The organism is Mesorhizobium sp. P2_B5, assembly GCF_056404775.1.
This window is the reverse complement of sequence record NZ_JBFUDJ010000028.1, coordinates 1-1,655: the sequence shown is the minus strand read 5'-3', so window position 1 is coordinate 1,655 and position 1,655 is coordinate 1. Positions and strand designations below refer to the sequence as shown.

The window sequence follows — 1,655 nt, the reverse complement described above, 5'->3', positions numbered from 1 at the left end:
GGCTTGACGTTCAAGGAATTTGTTCCTCTTCTGTTCTCATGGCGCATGAACCGATTGACACGCTGGGCAAGGCAACCCGGCACAACATGCTTGTGAAGGCGGAGTGCACCTGTGGCAACGTCTTTTACTGCCGCTCGGCCGACCTGATGATGGTCTATGGCGGCGGTGTTGCCCGTTGCGCCTGAAGTTCGACTGCAGCCGATGCAAACCGAATATCAAGATCACGCTTCTGGAAGTTCACCCTGAGCATCTGAGGTTCATCAAGCCGCAGGAACCGATCCTGGTCGAGGTTGCCCCGATCAGCGACGACTGGCAGCACGAGATCAAATATGACGGCTTTCGCACTCAACTGGTGCTGGATTGGGCAGGCGGCCGTGCCTTCACCAAGACCGGCCACGACTGGTCAAAGCGCTACTGGCCGATTGTCGACGCGCTGGAGAAGCTGCCGGCCAAGGCGCTCATCCTCGACGGCGAGATGATCGCGCCCGAGCCGGACGGTCGGCCGAACTTCCATGAGATCCACTCGCGCATGGCCTGGAACGCCGAACTGCTCGCGTTCGTAGCGTTCGACATCCTGCACAGGGACGGCCAGGACCTGCGCTCGCTGCCGGCGATCGATCGCAAGGCAATCCTGTGGAAACTGGTCAAGCCGGCCGACGGTATCATCCAGTACAGCCAGCACGTCGAGGGCGGCGGCGCTGCGTTCTATAAGGCAGCCGAGCAGATGGGCCTCGAGGGCATTGTTTCGAAGCGCCGGGGTAGCCCATACCGAAGCGGCGGCAAGGACGAGGCTTGGGTGAAAATCAAATGCTGGGACATCGGCGAATTCGAACTGCTCGGCGTCCACCGCCAGCCCGGCAAGCGAAGCGAAGCGCTGCTCGCAAGGGACGGCAAATATGTCGGCAAAGCCGTGATCGCCACAAGCAACGCGATCAAGGAACGGCTCTGGAAGCGCGTCCAGCAGGGCAGGGGCCGGCCCCCGGCGGGCTTGCCCACGGCCGTGGTGACCCCGGATGTCGAATGGGTCAGGCCGGGCATCAACTTGCRCGTGAAGACGCTGCGCGGCGAGCCAAAGCTGCGCCATGCCTCGGTGCAGGATTTTCGGGAAGAATGAGCAAGCGCGGCAGTGATTTTCTCTACCATTGGATATCAGACCGTTTGCCTGACGATGCGATTGTCGACCCGGTCTTGCTGGTMATCGATATGGCAGTGGACGCGAAACGGGAGGCGGAAACCCAAGGCATTCCGGGCCAGGAGATCGAYGAAGAAATTGGCCCGATCTTCGAAGCCATCATGCAGRGGTTACKCTAGGATTCGCATAGCTGCGCCGCAGCTAGCAATGTCTCGGGAGCCTAACTTTTGATATTGAAAACCGCCGTCAGCCGGTCTTATAAAATTCGACGTTACCATTGCTTTTCGTAGGGAGGCTGTGATGGATAACGTGGTTCCAATTCGCAAGGCCTTGCCTTGCATCGAAGTGGTCGAAGCCTGCGGAGAGTGGTTTGTCCGCGTGGTTGAGGAAGACCAGGAACTTACCCGATCATTCGATCTGGAATCGTTCGCGCTCTCATTTGCGGAAGGCCAGCGGATACGCCTGCATCTCGATAAGATCGTTCGGCTCTAGTTTCTCTTCGGTACTGCATGCGTTCTTCCCT

General features: G+C 59.0%; 3 protein-coding genes and 1 pseudogene. All 4 read left to right on the top strand.

Annotated elements, in window-relative coordinates; translation table 11 throughout:
* A pseudogene (locus AC1D1N_RS32305) lies at positions 1–185 on the top strand (hypothetical protein); the annotation flags it as partial.
* Positions 176–1,114 (top strand): ATP-dependent DNA ligase, encoded by a 939-nt coding sequence (locus tag AC1D1N_RS32300; protein WP_477353338.1) that lies wholly within the window; start codon positions 176–178, stop codon positions 1,112–1,114. The pseudogene AC1D1N_RS32305 and the gene AC1D1N_RS32300, both read left to right, overlap by 10 nt.
* A complete protein-coding gene (locus tag AC1D1N_RS32295; protein ID WP_477353336.1) occupies positions 1,111–1,311 on the top strand; it encodes a hypothetical protein in 201 nt (66 codons plus the stop codon). Before AC1D1N_RS32300 ends, AC1D1N_RS32295 begins: the two co-directional genes overlap by 4 nt.
* Positions 1,312–1,432: 121 nt before the next feature.
* A complete protein-coding gene (locus AC1D1N_RS32290; RefSeq protein WP_477353335.1) occupies positions 1,433–1,624 on the top strand; it encodes a hypothetical protein in 192 nt (63 codons plus the stop codon).
* Positions 1,625–1,655 lie beyond the last annotated feature (31 nt).

What these genes read in the sequence shown, in the direction of transcription:
- AC1D1N_RS32290 (WP_477353335.1), top strand. Translation starts at nt 1,433, where the DNA reads ATGGATAACGTGGTTCCAATTCGCAAGGCCTTGCCTTGCATCGAAGTG.